This is a genomic window from Demequina sp. NBRC 110053, assembly GCF_002090095.1.
Taxonomy (GTDB): Bacteria; Actinomycetota; Actinomycetes; order Actinomycetales; family Demequinaceae; genus Demequina.
In genome coordinates this window covers 981759-998339 of the sequence record NZ_BBRJ01000002.1, presented here as the reverse complement: position 1 = coordinate 998339, position 16581 = coordinate 981759, and the positions used below count along the sequence as shown (strand labels likewise).

Annotated in this window: 14 protein-coding genes; 3 read left to right on the top strand and 11 right to left on the bottom strand. The window is 69.8% G+C overall.

Annotated features, from left to right (window positions below):
- Positions 1-91 precede the first annotated feature (91 nt).
- The 3 genes from B7K22_RS04695 to B7K22_RS04685 all read left to right on the top strand — a co-directional run bounded on the left by B7K22_RS04695 (position 92) and on the right by B7K22_RS04685 (position 3392).
- Positions 92-811: a phosphatase PAP2 family protein gene (locus B7K22_RS04695; RefSeq protein ID WP_084038793.1), complete on the top strand. Its 720-nt coding sequence runs from the start codon at positions 92-94 to the stop codon at positions 809-811.
- Positions 812-960: 149 nt separating this feature from the next.
- A complete protein-coding gene (locus tag B7K22_RS04690; protein ID WP_144276235.1) occupies positions 961-1245 on the top strand; it encodes a hypothetical protein in 285 nt (94 codons plus the stop codon).
- Positions 1246-1310: 65 nt separating this feature from the next.
- Entirely contained in the window at positions 1311-3392 is a 2082-nt protein-coding gene (locus B7K22_RS04685) for a prolyl oligopeptidase family serine peptidase (RefSeq protein WP_084038789.1), read from the top strand.
- A gap of 21 nt (positions 3393-3413) precedes the next feature.
- On the opposite strand, the gene B7K22_RS04680 is transcribed toward B7K22_RS04685, so the two are convergent.
- The 11 genes from B7K22_RS04680 to B7K22_RS04640 all read right to left on the bottom strand — a co-directional run bounded on the left by B7K22_RS04680 (position 3414) and on the right by B7K22_RS04640 (position 16570).
- Positions 3414-5744 carry an FtsX-like permease family protein gene (locus tag B7K22_RS04680; protein WP_084039757.1) on the bottom strand — a complete coding sequence of 777 codons (2331 nt, stop codon included), beginning with the start codon at positions 5742-5744 and terminating at the stop codon, positions 3414-3416.
- Between the two features lie 5 nt (positions 5745-5749).
- Complete coding sequence (locus B7K22_RS04675; protein ID WP_084038787.1) at positions 5750-6514, bottom strand: ABC transporter ATP-binding protein; 765 nt, start codon at positions 6512-6514, stop codon at positions 5750-5752.
- The gene (locus B7K22_RS04670) at positions 6511-7125 is read right to left on the bottom strand and encodes a TetR/AcrR family transcriptional regulator (RefSeq protein WP_084038785.1); all 615 of its coding nucleotides are present in this window, start codon (positions 7123-7125) and stop codon (positions 6511-6513) included. Before B7K22_RS04670 ends, B7K22_RS04675 begins: the two co-directional genes overlap by 4 nt.
- A 60-nt stretch (positions 7126-7185) precedes the next feature.
- Complete coding sequence (locus B7K22_RS04665; RefSeq protein ID WP_084038783.1) at positions 7186-8586, bottom strand: mercuric reductase; 1401 nt, start codon at positions 8584-8586, stop codon at positions 7186-7188.
- A 96-nt stretch (positions 8587-8682) separates the two neighbouring features.
- Positions 8683-10680, bottom strand: coding sequence for an acetate--CoA ligase (gene acs, locus B7K22_RS04660; protein WP_084038781.1), 1998 nt, complete (start codon positions 10678-10680; stop codon positions 8683-8685).
- Positions 10681-10817: 137 nt separating this feature from the next.
- On the bottom strand, positions 10818-11333 hold the full coding sequence (locus tag B7K22_RS04655) for an Imm61 family immunity protein (protein WP_159448760.1): 516 nt from the start codon (positions 11331-11333) through the stop codon (positions 10818-10820).
- Positions 11333-12214, bottom strand: coding sequence for a hypothetical protein (locus B7K22_RS12040; protein ID WP_159448759.1), 882 nt, complete (start codon positions 12212-12214; stop codon positions 11333-11335). Before B7K22_RS12040 ends, B7K22_RS04655 begins: the two co-directional genes overlap by 1 nt.
- Before the next feature lie 12 nt (positions 12215-12226).
- Positions 12227-12415, bottom strand: coding sequence for a hypothetical protein (locus B7K22_RS11825; protein ID WP_144276233.1), 189 nt, complete (start codon positions 12413-12415; stop codon positions 12227-12229).
- A 239-nt stretch (positions 12416-12654) separates the two neighbouring features.
- Positions 12655-13161 (bottom strand): hypothetical protein, encoded by a 507-nt coding sequence (locus B7K22_RS12035; protein WP_159448758.1) that lies wholly within the window; start codon positions 13159-13161, stop codon positions 12655-12657.
- Positions 13158-13691: a hypothetical protein gene (locus B7K22_RS04645; protein WP_084038775.1), complete on the bottom strand. Its 534-nt coding sequence runs from the start codon at positions 13689-13691 to the stop codon at positions 13158-13160. The genes B7K22_RS12035 and B7K22_RS04645 overlap by 4 nt, the downstream gene beginning before the upstream one ends.
- Positions 13688-16570, bottom strand: a complete 2883-nt coding sequence (locus B7K22_RS04640) for a glycohydrolase toxin TNT-related protein (protein ID WP_084038773.1) — start codon at positions 16568-16570, stop codon at positions 13688-13690. The genes B7K22_RS04645 and B7K22_RS04640 overlap by 4 nt, the downstream gene beginning before the upstream one ends.
- Between the last annotated feature and the right edge of the window lie 11 nt (positions 16571-16581).

Sequence of the window (16581 nt, the reverse complement as noted above, 5' to 3'; positions counted from 1 at the left end):
CGCGCCCGCGCGCGCGACCACCCTTGATGCGGGCTCATCCGGGTGGCCCCGCAAGGTTCACCGCCGCGCAACCTGCGCTTAGGCTGATCCGATGATGCGTGATGCCTGGGACCGCCTCCCGCCGCTCGTGCGCGCGCTCCTTCCCGGCCTCGTGGTGACGGCAGTCGCCGCCGCCGGGTTCTTCGCCATCCTCGACGAGGTGCAGGAGCAGGACTCGTTCGCCGAGATCGACGACCCGGTCACGCAGTGGTTCTACGACCATCGGCTGCCGTGGCTGACCACCGTGATGACGTGGATCACCACGCTGTTCGGCCCGGTGGTGCTGCCCATCATCGTGGGTGTGGGGTGCGCCGTGTGGTGGTGGCGCACGCGCCAATGGCGCGACCCCGCGCTGCTTGCGGGCGCGATGATCCTGTCCACCATCATGACAATGACCATCAAGGTGATCGTCGAGCGTCCTCGGCCCGAGGAGCTCTTCCAGGTGGTGCCGGGGTACGAGACGTCGTTCTCGTTTCCCTCGGGGCATTCGACGGGTGCCGCCACCTTCGTGATGGTGATCGCCTACCTGCTGTGGCGGCGCCATCGGACGCTGCTGGCGCTGGTGCTGTGGTCGCTGGGAGCCATCGCGATCACCGCGATCGTCGCGACCACCCGGATGTATCTGGGGTATCACTTCCTGTCCGACGTGCTGGCGGGAGCATGCGTGGGACTCTTCACGCTGGGGCTCGTCATCTGCGTCGACAGGTGGCTGGACCTGCGCATGGGCACGCGCGCGGGCGTGCCGATCGACCAGGCCTCTGCCGGGCCGTAGGTGCGCCGGTGGCGTGCGCGCCAAAGGAGTTGGCTGACGGCCGCTGTCGCGCGCCGCGCGTGGGGTGCTGGTGGCCGAGCGCTGAGCGTTCGACCCACTGACGCGTCACCTGCGCCCGGGAACCGGGCTCTCGCGGTAGGTTGCGGGGCATGAGGGCAGCGGGGTGGACCGTCTCCGGCGTGGGAGCAGCGGCGGGACTTGCCGTGGTCGCCTACGCCCTCGTGGTCGCGGACTTCGCTGGCAGCGCCACATCCAGCGCCCTGGGCGACCAGACGCGCACCGTCCTGGTCGGCATCGGGATCGCGGCCGTCGCCCTTGCCGTGGGAGCGGGGCTGCGTCACAGCCGCCGCTGGACCACCTACGTGTTCGTGGCGCTCGCGGCGCTGCTGGGTCTTGCCGCGCTGTGGTGGGCGGCCGGCGAGCTCCTGGGCTGACGGGCGCCCGACCGCGGGACCATGGCCGGGTGAGTCGTGTCGCATCTGGCTCGTACGGTGGATGGGTGACAGACGCCTACTCCTCACTGACCGACATCATCGCCATCCCGCGCATCGAGGGACTCGCGCTCTCACCCGACGGCTCCCGCGTGGTGCTCACCGTCGCGACGCTGAGCGCGGACTCCACCGCCTTCGAGCGCGCCCTCTGGGAGGTGCCGGCGGACGGTTCGGGCACGCCCGTGCGCCTGACGCGCTCCGCCAAGGGTGAGGCAGGGGCGGCGTTCACGGCCGACGGTGACCTGCTGTTCACCTCGGCGCGTCCCGACGGCGACGACGAGGACAAGCCCCAGCTGTGGCTGCTGCCGGCGCGCGGAGGCGAGGCCCGATGCGTGACGCGCCTGGCCGGTGGCGCGGGACTCGCCGCGGTGTCCTCGGAGTCCTCGGTCGCCGTCCTGAGCTCTCCGCTCATGGCGTCGGCGCAGACCCTCGAGGACGACGCGCGCATCCGTGCGGACCGCAAGAAGCGCAAGGTCAGCGCGATCGTCCACTCGACCTATCCGATCCGGCACTGGGACCACGACCTGGGCCCCGCCGAGCCCCACCTCCTGTCGCTCGACCTTGGCGAGCTGCCAGCCGAAGCCGCCCGCGCATCGGCCCCCAGCACCGGCACGGACGCGGACGGCGACGGCGCCCCCGCGACCACGCCCTATCCGGAGACCCTCCCGCGCCCGAGGGACCTCACCCCGCGGCCGGGGCGGCTCACCGAGGCGCCGTCGGCGGCGATCACTCCCGACGGCACCACGGTGGTCGCGGTCGAGAGGGTCCCCGTCGGGCGGTCGAGCCGCCTGCGGCTGGTCTCCATCGATGTCGCGACGGCCGCCTCTACGGTGCTGTTCGACGAGGAGGGCGTGGACTTCGTGGACCCGGCGATCAGCCCCGACGGCACCACGCTCAGCTTTGGCCGCGGCGACAAGCCCACCCCCGAGGGGCCTGCCGACCAGGAGATCTGGGTCAGCGACCTCGACGGATCGAACGCGCGCGAGATCGCCGCGGACTGGGACCGCTGGGCGACCTCGCGAGTGTTCTCGGCGGACGGCGCCGCCCTCATCGTGACCGCCGACGACGACGGCCGCGCGCCCATCTTCCGCATCGACATCGCCACCGGCGACGTCGCCGCGCTCACCCGCGACGACTACGCGTACACGAACGTCGCGGTCGACCGCACCACCGGCGACCTGGTCGCGCTGCGCTCGAATTGGCTCAAGCCGGCGCACCCCGTGCGGATCGGTGCTGACGGCTCGGTGACCCCGCTGGCGCACCCCGCACCTGCGCCGGAGGTCACCGCGACCATGACGCGCGTCGAGACCGCCGCCGAGGACCGCGCGCGCGTGCCCGGCTGGCTGCTGACGCCGCCTGGCGCCTCCGCGGACGACCCCGCCCCGCTGCTGCTGTGGATCCACGGGGGCCCGCTGGGATCGTGGAACGCGTGGTCCTGGCGATGGATCCCGGCGGCAGCCGTCGCTCGCGGCTACGCCGTGCTGCTCGCCGATCCTGCGCTGTCGACCGGCTATGGGCTCGAGTACATCGCGCGCGGCTGGAACAGCTGGGGCGACAAGCCGTTCACGGACCTCATGTCACTGACCGACGAGGTCGAGGCTCGCCCCGAGATCGACGCGGAGCGCACGGCCGCGATGGGAGGGTCGTTCGGCGGGTACATGGCCAACTGGGTCGCTGGCCACACGGATCGGTTCAAGGCGATCGTCACCCACGCGAGCCTGTGGTCGCTCGACCAGTTCGGCCCCACCACGGACCACGCCGACTACTGGCAGTCGATCTTCACGGCCGAGGCGATGGAGACGCACTCCCCGCACCACGCGGTCGCAGACATCGTCAGCCCCATGCTCGTCATCCACGGCGACAAGGACTACCGGGTGCCCATCGGCGAGGGCCTGCGGCTGTGGGCCGAGCTCGCCGAGCACTTCGCCGCCGAGGACGGCACCATGGCCCACCGCTTCCTGTACTTCCCCGACGAGAATCACTGGATCCTCACCCCGCAGCACGCGATCGTCTGGTACGAGACGGTGTTCTCGTTCCTGTCAGAGCACGTGCTCGGCGAGCCGCTCGGCCTGCCGGAGGTGCTGGGGTAGCACGCGGAGCCGCGCACGCGGTCAGGCGGCGCGCTCGCGCACCACGGTGGCGATGTCGACCTTCCTGATCTGACGCGAGGCAGGCCACTGGGAGATGAGGGCCGCGAGCACCACGCCCAGCGCGGCGGCCGGCAGCGTCCACCACGCCCACCGCAGCTCGAGCGTGAAGAGGTCGTCGTTGAAGGTCTGCAGGAAGGCGGACGCCGACCACACGCCGAGCACGAGCCCCACCGGGATCGCCACGATGGTGGCGAGCATGTTCTCCGTCGCGATCGCTCCCGCCACCCGCCGCAGCGGCGCCCCGGCTGCGCGCAGCGTCGCCAGCTCGCCTGTGCGCTCGACGACGTTGACCGCCATCGTCACGTACATCACGGCCAGCGCGAGCACCGTGCCGAGGACGATCATCACGCCGATGAACACCCAGAACAGGCCCAGGTACTCGTCGATGGTCGCGATGATCGCGCGGGAGTCCTGGTAGGCGACCACGCCGTCGATCTGGGTGACCGTCGAGCGCAGGCCGTCGCGGTCGGCACCCTCGTCGAACGCCAGCGCGAAGGTGTCGACGCCGGCATCGGGCAGGGCCGATGCGGCGGTCGCGTTGGTCGCGTAGACGGCGGTGCCGATCGGCTCGTCGAGGAACGCGGCGATGGTGACGTCCGAGTCGCCGGCCTCGGTGTGGAGGGTCACAGTGTCGCCGGCCTCGACGTCCAGCAGGTCGCGAAGGGCCTGCCCCGCGAGGATGCCCTCGGCGGGCAGCTCGACACGTGACCCGTCGAGGCCGACGAATCCGTGCATCCGGGTATCGGGCTCGAACCCGTGCAGGGCGGTGGCGTACGACCCGTTCTGGCCCACCACCGTCACCTGACCGAGGTGCGTGGTCTCGACGGCGGCGACGCCGTCGACCTCCGCCAGCGCATCGGCCCCCACCGTGTCGCGCTGTGTCACCACGGTCGCGTCCTCGAGATTGATCTCCTCGTACTGGATGTCGATGGCCTGCATGATCGACGTGAGCATTCCGACCGAGGTGAGCACCATGATGAGCGCGAGGACGGTGCCGAGCATGGTCGCGAAGGTGCGACGCTTGGAGCGGACAAGGTCCCGCAGCGCCATGCGGCCGCTCGTCGGCAGCCATGTCTGGCGCGCGACGAACGCGCTCCACGCCCCCGGCGGCTTGGCGGTGCCCTGGGTGCGCATCGCCGCGGCCGGGGCGGTGCGCGAGGCGGTCACGGACGGTCCGAGCGCGCCGAGAGCGCCGACGACGGCGCCAAAGGACAGGCCGGCCACGATCATCCACGGGTAGTTCTGAATCACCGTGTCGGGGACGCCGATGAAGCCCGTGTACGCGGTCGTGATCGCGCTGTTGGCCAGCACCCCCAGCACCACCCCCAGCGCCGACCCGATCAGCCCGATCCACAGCCCCTGGCCCAGGTAGTGGCGGAGCACGCGGCCGCGCCTCGCGCCGGCAGCCATGAGGGTGCCGATGACGGGCTTCTCCTGCAGGATGCGCCGCGTCAGCAGCACCCACGCCGCCACCCCAGCCGCGATGAGGAACAGCGCGGGGAAGGCCTTGGACATCTGGTCGAAGCCCTGCAGGTCCTCTGACAGGGTCGCGTTGGAGGGCTGCTCCTCCTGGGTCATCACGGACGATGCGCCTGCGGCCTCCATGGCGTCGCTCACCTGGTCGCGGGTCGCGTCGGACGCGCCGTTCGGCAGGAGCGCCAGGGCCTGGTTGGGATCGGCGGCGAACCAGGCGGCGACCGCGTCCTCGGGAGCGAACACCACGGCGAACGCATGCGGATCGCCCAGGATGTCCTGGCGTGAGCGCGCCGGCCACAGGTACTCGGGCGAGTCGACCACGCCGGCGATCGTGACCGTCGCCCAACCGTCCGCGGCGAACACCTCGAGGGTGTCGCCGGGGCCGATGGCGAACGTCTCCGCGGCGTGCCTCTCGAGCAGGACCTGGTCGGTCACGCCGTCTTCGAGGTAGTCGCCGTCGATCACGTCGACGTCGTCGATGCTCGGGTGCTCGCCTGATGGCACGGAGATGACGCGCCCGAGCAGCTTGGTGTCCTCGATGAGCAGCGGCGGGTCCACCTGGGTGCGGGAGATCGCCTCGGACGCGCCGGCGTCGAGCGCGGCCTGCGCGACCGCCTGGGCGTCGCCGCCGCTCGCCACGAGGTCGGCGAACGCGAGGCGGTCGTAGGTCGCGTCGTAGGACGCGGACAGGTTCTGGTAGGCGCCCGCGGTGGCGATGTACATCATGACGCCCAGCGCGATGGTGACGGCGACCGCGATGACCTGAGCCTTCTGGCGCGTGAGGTCGCGCAACGTCTTGTGGGTTCTCGCCTGCATGCCGCTCACCAGGTGACGTCGGCTGCGGCGGCCGGACTCGTGTTGGTCTCGTCCGACTCGATGCGGCCGTCGACCAGCGTGAGGACCCGGTTCGCGATCTGCGCGACGGAGGAGTTGTGGGTGACGATGATGACCGTCCTGCCCTGGGCATTGAGGTCCTGGAGGAGTGCCAGGATCTGCTGGCCCGTAGGCAGGTCGAGGGCGCCGGTGGGCTCGTCCGCGAACAGCAGCTCGGGGTCCGTCGCGAGCGCACGGGCCACGGCGACGCGCTGCTGCTGGCCCCCGCTCAGCTGGGCGGGGAAGTTGTCCACCCGATCCCCGAGCCCGACGGCCTCGAGGAGCTCCGGCACGCGGCCCTTGTCGCCGCGGCCGGTCATCTCGATGATGACCTCGACGTTCTCGCGCGCCGTGAGCGTGGGGATCAGGTTGAAGAACTGGAAGATGAAGCCCACATGATCGCGGCGGAAGTCGCTCAGACGCCCAGGATCCTCGGTCGAGATGTCCTCGCCGGCAACCTCGACTGTGCCGTCCGAGGCCCGGTCGATCCCGCCGATGATGTTGCACAGCGTGGTCTTGCCCGAGCCGGAGGGGCCGAGGATGACGACGAGCTCTCCTGAGGCGATCTCGAGGTCGATGCCCTTGAGCGCCTCGACGGCGGCGTCTCCCTCCCCGAAGATGCGAGTGAGGCCGCGGGTGCGGACGGAAGGCTCGGTATGCCCGGAGCGCTCCGCGCGCTCATCGGGCTGGGCGTCGGTGGTCGTCGGTGTCATGGTGTCTCCTCGGGTGGGGTGAAGATGCCGTGGGTGTAGGCGTCCACCGCCGCCGCCGCCCAGCGCTGCGCGCCGTCGCGGCCGAGCGGGTCCGCGCCGATGGCGCTCGCGATGTGCTCGTGCATCAGGATCATCGCGAGATCGTTGACCATCAGGAACGCCGCCGTCGCCTCTGGATCGGCCGTGGCGCGGGCGGCGCCTGCGGCCGTCATCCGGTCGAGCAGCGCCACGCTGAGCGCGTGCCACCGCTCGACGAGGGCGCGTCCCGCCGGATCCCCCGACAGCACCAGGCGGCGCAGGTAGGCCGGGATGGGCGAGGCCGGGGGGAGCTGGCCCAGCAGGAGCGAGGCGAAGCTGTCCGCGATGGCGCCGGAAGGCCCCGGGCTCGCCTCGACGGCGGTGTCCGTGAGGTCATCGAACAGCCCGATGACGTGCGCGTCGACCTCGCGACGCAGCCCTTCCTTCGAGCCGAAGTGGTGCGCGATCAGTCCGACGGAGACCTTCCCTTCGGCCGCGATGTCGCGTACCGAGACGGCGTCGTGACCGCGCTGGGCGAACAGCCGCAGCGCGACGTCGACGATCCGGTCGCGTCCTGTGGTCTCGGCTGCCATGGGGCCACTGTACTGAACAAACGTTCAGTATGCTCGGTGAGGCGGTGACCGCCTCGGGACTCAGGCGTCGTCGGAGGCGGAGTCCGGCTCTGCCGTCGCGTAGATCGTGGGCAGGAACTCGGCGACGGTGGGGTGGATCGCGAGCCACGTGCCGAGCGCCAACGCTGGCCCGTCCAGGTGCATCAGCATCGACAGGGAGTGGATCACCTCGTCGCCATGCAGCCCCAGCACTGCGGCGCCCACGAGCCGGTCGCGCTCCGCGTCGACCACGAGCCGCACCATGCCGGGGGTGATGCCGTCCAATGCCGCCCGCGTCACGCTCGCCATCTCGTAGTCGGCGACGCTCACCGTGATGCCGGCGGCCCTCGCCTCCGCGAGAGTCATGCCCACGCGACCCAGCGGTGGATCGGTGAACACCGCGTAGGTCGGGATGCGGCCCGAGGCCGATCGCTCGCCACCTGCGAGGTGGTCGGCGAGGATCTCGTGATCCTGATAGCTCGTGTGGGTGAACGCGCCCCTGCCGTTGACGTCTCCCAGCGCGTAGATGTCGGGCGCGGTGGTGAGGAAGTGCTCGTCCGTGGTGATGTAGCCGCGCGCGTCCGTCTCGACGCCGACGGTGTCCAGGCCCAGGTCCTCGCTGTTGGGGACCCTGCCGGCGGCGATGAGGACCCGGTCGCCATCGATCCGCTCGCCGTCGTCCATGGTGAGCGTCACGCCATCGCCCGAGCGCTCCGCGCGCACGACGCGCGCGCCCGTCCGGATCTCGATGCCCTCGTCCTCGAGGAAGCGCGCGGCGGCGGCGGCGATGTCGGGGTCCTCGCGGGGCATGACGTGCTCGCCGGACTGCAGGATGGTGACGCGGGAACCGAAGCGCGACCAGATCTGCCCGAGCTCGAGACCGATGTAGCTGCCGCCGATCACGAGCAGGCGGGGTGGAGCCTCCTTGAGGTCCAGCAGCGTGTGGTGGTCGAGAGCGTCGATCTGATCGAGTCCGTCGATGGGAGGCGGCACGGAGCGTGCCCCGGGGTTGAGGACCACCCTCCGCGCGGTGACGATCCGATCCCCGAACTCGACTCGGTACACGTCACCGTCCTTGCCCGCGAGGCGGGCGCGAGCCGTGACGTAGCTGATGGTGTCGTGATTCTCGTAGTACTCGCTGCCGCTCTGGCGCCATCCGCCGATCAGCTCGTCCTTGCGCTCGACTGCCTCGGCTACGTTCACGGTCACTCCGTCGACGTGCACCCCGAGGCGACCCGCCGTGCGCGCGGCGTGCGCGGCGTGACCCGAGGCGCGCAGCGCCTTGGTGGGACGGCACCCGTCGTTCAGGCAGGTGCCCCCGAAGGCGCTCTCCTGAAAGACGGCCACCTTCTCGCCGCGCGCATCAAGATTCGAGGCGAGACCGGGTCCGGCCTGGCCGCCGCCGATGATGATCGTGTCGAACTGCTCGTGGTGAAGAGTCATGGGACATTGTGGGCAGATGCGTGGGCTTCGCGCGCGCTCAGCTCTGATCCGCGCGCGCCTCCGCGCGCGAGGGGCAGTGCCAGCTCGGCTCGCGGCTCAGTCGGAGTCGGCCTTGCCCGAGCTGAGTCCCTCGCTGATCGCGTCCATCACCGACGAGTCGGCCAGCGTGGTCACGTCGCCCACGGGGCGGTTCTCCGCCACGTCGCGCAGCAGGCGGCGCATGATCTTGCCCGAGCGGGTCTTGGGGACCTCGGACACCACCAGGATGGTGCGCGGCGTGGCGAGGGGGCCGATCTCCTTGCGCACCTGCTTCCGCAGCTCCACCGCGACCTCGTGGCCCGACGCGGACGCGCCCTCGTCGTCGGACTTCACGACCACGAACGCGACGACAGCCTGGCCGGTGGTCTCGTCGGCGGCGCCCACGACCGCAGCCTCCGCGACCCAGTGGTGGGAGACCAGGGCGTTCTCGATCTCGGTGGTCGACAGGCGGTGGCCGGAGACGTTCATGACATCGTCCACGCGTCCCAGCAGCCAGATGTCGCCATCCTCGTCGCGCTTGGCGCCGTCGCCCGCGAAGTACTTGCCGGGGAAGCGATCCCAGTAGGTCTCGCGGAAGCGCTGCTCGTCGCCCCAGATGCCGCGCAGCATGGATGGCCACGGCTCGCTGGCCACCAAGTATCCGCCCTCGCCGGGGCTCAGCGACTTTCCCTCGTCGTCGATCACGTCGATGCTCACCCCGGGAAGCGGCACCTGAGTGCATCCGGGCTTGGTGTGCGTGACGCCGGGCAGGGGTGACAGCATGATCGAGCCGGTCTCCGTCTGCCACCACGTGTCGACGATCGGGCAGCGGTCGCCGCCGATCACGCGGCGGTACCAGAGCCACGCCGCGGGATTGATGGGCTCGCCAACCGAGCCGAGAAGGCGGAGGGATGACAGGTCGAACTCGCCCGGGATCGCCTCGCCCCACTTCATGAACGTCCTGATCGCGGTGGGAGCGGTGTAGAAGATGGTGACCTTGTACTTCTCGATGATCTCCCACCATCGTCCCTGATGCGGGGCGTTCGGGACGCCCTCGTAGAGCACCTGGGTGGCGCCGTTGATCATGGGCCCGTAGACGATGTACGAATGTCCGGTGATCCAGCCGACGTCGGCGGAGCACCAGTACACGTCCTCCTCGGGCTTGATGTCGAACACCCATCGGTGCGAGCTCGACGCGCCGGTGAGGTATCCGCCGGTGGTGTGGAACAGGCCCTTCGGCTTGCCCGTGGTGCCGGAGGTGTAGAGGATGAACAGCGGGTGCTCGGCATCGACCATCACGGGATCGTGGCTGTCCGACTGAGGTTCGACCACGTCGTGCCACCACAGGTCGCGGCCCTCGGTCCAGGCGGTGTCCTGGCCCGTACGGCGCACCGTCAGGACGTGCTCGACACTCGCCGCGGGCTCGGGGTGCGACTCGGACGGCGCGAGCGCCTCGTCCACGAGCGGCTTGAGCGCGAGGTGCGCGCCTCGGCGGTTGCCGCCGTCCGCCGTGATGACGAGCTTCGCCTCCGCATCGTCGATGCGCTGGCGCAGGCTCTCGGCGGAGAAGCCGCCGAACACCACGGAGTGGATGGCGCCGATGCGCGCGCAGGCCAGCATCGACACGACGGCCTCGGGGATCTGGGGCAGGTAGATGGCGACGCGGTCGCCCTTGGTCACGCCGAGCGATGCGAGGCCATTCGCGGCCTTCGACACCTCGCGCTGCATGTCCGCATAGGTCAGGGTGCGGGTGTCGCCCGGTTCGCCCTCGAAGTAGAACGCGACGCGATCGCCGCGGCCCTCGCGCACGTGGCGGTCCACGGCGTTGTCGCAGGCGTTGAGCGTGCCGTCGGCGAACCACTTCGCGTGCGGGGCGTCCGACCAGTCGAGGACCTCGGTGAAGGGGGTGTCCCAGCGCAGCTCGCGGGCCTGGTCGGCCCAGTAGCCCAGCCGGTCCTGCTGGGCGCGGTCATAGAGATCTGCCTGGGCGTTCGCTCGGGCAGCGAAATCGGCGGGCGGCTCGAAGGTGGCCTGCTCGGAGGGGGCGGGGGACGGGGTGTGGACGTCGTTGACCATGCGCGCCAGCCTAGGCATGTTTCATGAACCCGCCAACAGTTTGTAAGGGTGCCTGGTAGAGCGCCGATGCGAGGGTCGCCAGGCGTGCTGAACGCGCAGCTGCGGTCGTGTCGTGCGCTGACACCCGCACCGTCCAGCTACTGGGCGCCAACGAAGCGCTGCAGCCGCCCGCCTCCGCGAGGATCCGTCAACCAGGTGCGCAACGTCTCGGGCTCCACATCGGCGTACCACGAGAACGACACCGCTTCGTAGGGCACGCTGACGTGCCGGAAACCCGCGACCGTCTGACCGGTTGCCGAGTCGACGAGGTCCGCCCAGTCATCGGAGACCACATCGATGCGGTACCCGTCTGCTACGTGATCCAGCTCGTACGGCAGCTGAATCTGGCTGAGGCCCAGGCGGCGTCGCACGCCCCACCCAAGGTGCTGGATGAGGTACCGCTCGATATTCGTCACATCGCTGGCGACCATCAGCAGCGTCTCGTCCTCGGCACGTTCGGCCTTCGACAGCGCCCACCCGGCGTCCTGGCGGCGGCCGTAGAAGCGGATCTCTCCGCCCTCATCAGCGATCAGGACCGCTCCGTCGTCGACGATCCTGGTGTAGCCCACCTGTGCCGCCCAGGCGGCAAGAGTTGCAAGCACGTGGTCGCGCATCAGCCAGGCAGATCCGTTTGGGCTTCCCTGACGTTGTGCAGCTCGGAGATGGGCGCCAAGGCCTCGTAGACGCTGGCGTCGGTTTCGGTCAGGCCCAGTGACCCTGCCACTCCAGCGTCGTGCCCGGAGTACACGAGGTGAGCGGTGCGACCCGCCTCGTCTCCCTCGAGCCCCACGACCTGGAACTCCTGGTCGCGCCATGTCGCGAGCGTGCGAGAGACCCACACCCGGTCGAGGTCAGCGCGGTACACCTCCGTCCAGAACACGCCTCGGGGCGATGGCTGCCATCCCTCCCGCTGGTCCGGGACAGCGATGACCGCAGTGCCATCGGGCAGGATGTCTGCGAGCACGCGCTCTCCGCGATACTGAGCCCACATGCCGAGCACTTCTGTGAAACGGATGGGGGTATGAGCGATCCGAGCGGCGGGGGCGCAAGCGAGCCAGCCCACGCCCACATGCCCGTAGGCCGCGATCGTGTTTGCGCTGCCATCGGCGCCGATGCGCCACAGAGTGGTCCCCGCAGGCACAGGGGACGGCGCGAGCCACCAGTAGGGGACGAAGGCCTTGGAGCTGTCGATGAAGCCGGTCTGGCCGAACGGTGGGTGGTCCCGTAGCGGCGGCGTCGCTGCATTCTCGCCTTCCCCCGGTGTCGCGAGCTGCAGCGTCCACTGCGCAGGCACCCGCAGAACGTCGACGAACTCACGCTGTGCGCCGTACGGAGAACCGGGAAACCCGAGCCCGAGGTCCGCGTAGAGCGCGCCGGCCGTCGGAGACTCGCTGACGTCTTGGGCCCGAACCACGTAGCCGGCGATCCAAGGCAGGCCGGAGCCGATCACTGCCGAGATGCGAGCAGGCGGGGTGGCGCGAATCAGTTCGGCCACAGTGGTGTCCCTTCATCGTGCGTCAGTCTGCCACGGCGCATCGACCGGCGTCTGCTCCGTCGTGACCGTGAGTTCGGCGTCGTCGAGCGTCGTTGCCAGGCTCCACTCGTCGCGGTTGCGCCGTTCAAAGCCCACGTCGTGCGCACGCCTTTCACTGGCCCAGAGCATGACGCCGCCTTGGGGCAGGGGTCTGACGGTCACGTTCACGCCTCTGTACCGCCCACCATGCACGATACGCACGGCGGTGACCTTCGACGGCTCCGTGATCGGACAGATGAAGCCACCTTCGGCGACTTGGTGAATCCCTCATGCGGGGTGGGCGACCACAGCACCCACCCGTACTCGCGGCGAAAGTCGAGTTACTCGCCTTTGACGAAGGCGTAGGTGCCGTGGAACCACAACGGTGGTGCGGGATCGTGGCATCTCACTGTGAGGACCCGCTAGGCCAGTGCAGCGTGCTCGTCCGGGTAGAGCTTGGTCCGCCACCATGGAGGCAGGTGTTCGTCGTCGCGTCGGTGGAGGAACCACTCCGCCTGCCACTCGAGCTCCGAGAGTGGTGGATCGAAGGTCGGCGGCTCCTTCATGTCGTCGACATGGATCTCGATGCCGCGACCGGGTTCGACTGAAGCCTCGACCTGGAACCACGTGCCGAAGTGGCGGTGATAGCACGTTCGCTGGAGGGCCTCGAGGAGCTCAGCGATCTCTCGGGACGCCACGATGCGCGTGAACGGCCCACGAGGACCCTGGTGCTCACCCGACGGATGGTGGATGTCGACCGCTGCTTGAACGTGTCGTGCTGCGAGTACCGCGGAGACAGTCACCCCTGTGACTCCGTCGGTGAGCAGGTCGCGTAACAGCGCATCGAGTCTGGTGGGGACGGTCGACTGCGAAACCTTTCGCGACCATTCAGCTTGGCGGACCGCGGCTAGTGCGTTGTCGTCGGTCATGATCTCAGTGACGGGGGTGTGATGTCGTCAAGGCCGAACAGTGGTTTGCCCTCGGGGTGACGATACGAAGCGATGATGGCCTCGACATCCTCGGTGAGCAGGTGCGACTCGTAGGCAGCGTCACCTGCATTCCCGAAGCGTGCGACGAGTTCGTCGCCAATGTGCAGGCCAACCCACTTGACGCTGTCGACCAGTTCTGTGGTGAGGGAACATCGGGGATCAAGATCCACGGGATATCCCGAGATCATGATGGTCGGAGCCCCCCGCCGGGAGGCAGACCCAGCGTCTTGCGCAAGTGACCGCTCGGCAAATGACCACGATGCATACCAGGCCTTGTGAACAAATCCGTCGGAACGCTCTCGCTTGCGCCAGAGGTCAATGCTGCCGTCAGCATTGAGCACACAGCGGTAGAACAACTGCCAGAGGTCGGGCCCCACGTCAAGTTGCGTGGCGTCCTCCGATAGTTGCCACTCGAACCCGGCGTCCTCGAACAGCGCCAACAGCGATTGTCGAATGTCGAGCGCGCTCACGGCAGGTACACCTCCTCGAAGATCCCCTTGGCCTTGAGATGGAGGATGCTGACATTCTCTCCTTCTGGTGATACCCACCGCATCTGCATGCCCCCGCCAGGGCGGCCGAGGGCCGGCGCGACCTGCTCGACGACCATCGTGATGCCGCTGTCTGACAGCTTCGCATCTGCATCTGCCGTGAAGCGGTAGTGGTGGAAGTCGTCGAACAGGGTACGGGGAGCCAAACTCGACTGAGCGTGGGTGTAGTACTGGCCGTGGCTGATCGGCGCGCCGAAGCTACCGAACTCACTACCCGCGCGGGTGAACACGTCACTGCCGAAGACTTCCTGGTAGACAGCGACGGTAGCGCGCCTGGTCGTGCCAGGTACAGCGCCATCGTGCGGGGGCCAGTCGAGGTCTGTCGGCTTGCCATCGCTGTCGTGCCTCATGAAGTGCTCCTGGAAGCCCCGGAGATCGTTCGGTGTGCCGTCCGGTGACGAGCCGAGCAACGTCGTGGCATCCACGTGGGGCTCCATATCGATCAGCTGCGGCACATCGTGAGGCAAGCCGCTCGTGGTCAGACTACTTGCGTCCACTGACTGGCCTTCGGGTGGCAGCACCTCCTGAGGCGTGAGCAGGGGAGCGCTCGCCGCATTCGGGTCAGGCAGCGGGACGACCGCTGCGGTAAAGGCATCGGCCGGGGCGCCACTCCCCGCCATTTCACCGTCGGCGTCGTCGCCGGCTGTTCCAGTCGGCTCGCGTTCTGCAGCGGCAGCCTCGTTGTCGCTAGCAGTGCCGTCACCGTCTGCGTGCCCGTCTCCGGAACTGTTCGGCGTAGTTTCGTCGACCGCCGACACGTGCGATCCATCTCCGTCGGCCACGGCATCCGCAGTCGCACCGGGGTGCGTACTCGCAGCAGCATTTGCCACGTCTGCGTCGGTGCCGGCGAGCGCCTGCGAGCCGTCGACCACGGGAACGTCCGCGATGTCGATCGGCGACGGAGTCTGCGCGGGGGCAGGTGAGACCGCCTCCGGGGTGGCACCGCTGACGTCGCCCAGCGGCTGCGTGGGCGCGGGCTCTGCGGCCGTAGCGCCTGAAGGATCGCTCCCGGCGGGCGCTGCCTGAGGAGCAGCGGTCGCTTCCGAGCTCGGAGTCGCGGGCGTGGCGTCGGCCACAGGCGCAGGGTCTCCCGTGAGCGAGGACGGCGTGCCGTCTCCGCCCGACGCGACACGCGCCTCACCCGCAGGGGGAGTGGCCGCGGAGCCCTGAGGCGCAGCCCCGCCCGCGTCGCCTCCGGTGGCGACGGGCGCCTCGCCCTGAGGAACGGGCGTGCCCCCTCCGGTCGGCGTGGCCGCGGTCGCGTCGGAGGCGCCCACCGTGGGGGCGTCGCCCGTCTGGATCGACACGGGCCCGTCGGCTCCTGCGTCGGATCCAGGGTCGGAAGCGCCGGTCTGCGGTCCATCGAAGTCGGGGTTGGGCCCAGACCGACCATCGGCGGCGACGCCGCCCGCCGCGGCTCCGGTGTTCGTCGGGTTGGCTGGCAGGCTGCTCGAGGACATTCCTCCAGCGCCCAGCTCGGCCTGGTGCTGTCCGGACGTGATGTCGCGCGCGGCGCGGGTCTTGCCGCCGAACACGCCGGTGACGCCGGCGCCCACGGTGCCCAGACCTACCGACATGAACAGGTCGGTGAGGTTGAACTCCTCGCCCTCGATCGCGGTGATCGCCCCGTACTCGGTGGCGGCGCTGATCTGGCCGCCGAACACGCGTCCGGCGAAGTTGTCGAGGTAGCGGTTGCTGGTGAGGACGTTGGCGAAGGCGCCGCCGCCCATGGCGGTCGCGCCGGCGAGGAAGGGGTTGGTGTCGTCGGCGGTGAGGAAGGATGCACCGAACACGCCCACGCCGTCCGTGACGGCCTCGAAGGTCACCTTGGATCCGAGCGAGCCCGTGGCCTGCCACGCGCGCCAGCGCTGCAGGGCACGCACGGACGCGACCAGATCGTCGAGCTTGGTCGCGACCGTCATGGCGACGGCGCGCAGCCGAGTGATCAGCGTGGCGATGCGCGCTCCGTACCAGGCGGTGCGGGCGGCGACGGCGCCGGCGCCCACGGCTGCTGCGCCACCAAAGGTGACGAAGCTGAGTGCGGCGCTGACCGCCACGGTCGCCGCGATCTCGATCGCGAGGTCACGCAGCATGATGAGGCTCTGCTCGCGCGTGTCGTCCACCTGCTGCGCGTAGGAGGTGCACTGGCTCGCGATGCCCTCGCCCCCGCCCACCGCCTGGGCGATCTCGTCGAGCCTGTCGGCGAGCTCGTTGACGCGCTCGTCGAACCCCGACTTCTCACCCGAGGTGATGCCCGACAGATCGGCCGCGACGCGTCGCAGCTCGGTGGCCTCCGACGTGAGGTCGCGGGAGAACTGGCTCCACGCATCGGCGGCGTTCCGCAGGCGGTCCGTGTCTGCATCGGGCCACAGCAGCCCGCCCAGGAAGTCGATGATCATCTCGAGCCCGGGCACGGGCATGGGGTTGCCGCCGGACGAGGTGGGGGGGTACGCGGTGCTCGCGCCGCCGCCCGCACCGGGGTCGGCGAAGCCTGGGCCGGCTCCCGTCTCGCCGCGTGCGCCGCGTTCGGCCGCCGAGTGGAGCGCTCCGGCGTAGATGAGTGCGCGGCCGAGGTTGCGCGCGCCGTCTGCGGCGTCATCGGCGGCGTCGAAGATGCCGCGCGCAGCGGTGTCGTACGCCTGGGCGAAGCGCTCCCCGCCGTCGTCGGAGCCGGCCATGTTGTAGCCGCCGGACAGTCCGCTCGAGGCGCTGCCGATCACGCGCGACAGGGCGCGCTCGCGAGCCAGTGCGTTGTCGCCGGCGGTCGCGTAGTCGCGAGGGTCGAGATCGAGGGTAGGCATGGCTATCCGGG